At 66.4% G+C, this 229-nt stretch carries 1 pseudogene; it reads left to right on the top strand.

Annotated elements, in window-relative coordinates:
• A pseudogene (locus ADL08_RS15095) lies at window positions 1–229 on the top strand (RHS repeat-associated core domain-containing protein); the annotation flags it as partial.

The raw sequence follows: 229 nt of genomic DNA, 5'->3' as shown, positions 1-229 counted from the left end.
ACCTACGGCTACGACAGCCAGGGCCGCCTGACCCGCGTCGAACCCCAGAAGACGGGGGAACCCTCCGTCGCCTCGAACTACTCCTACGACAAGGCCGGCAACATTCTCGCCGTCGGCAACGCCGTCACCAACTACGTCTACAACGACGCCTCCCAGCTCGTCTCCAGCAACGGCACGACCACCGGCTGGTCCTACGACAAGGCCGGCAACGAAACCGCCGCCGCACCCG

The sequence above is a fragment of the Streptomyces sp. NRRL F-6492 genome (genome assembly GCF_001280125.1).
Classification (GTDB): Bacteria; Actinomycetota; Actinomycetes; order Streptomycetales; family Streptomycetaceae; genus Streptomyces.
The sequence above is the reverse complement of the archived record's forward strand: the minus strand, read 5'-3'. Positions and strand labels throughout refer to the sequence as shown.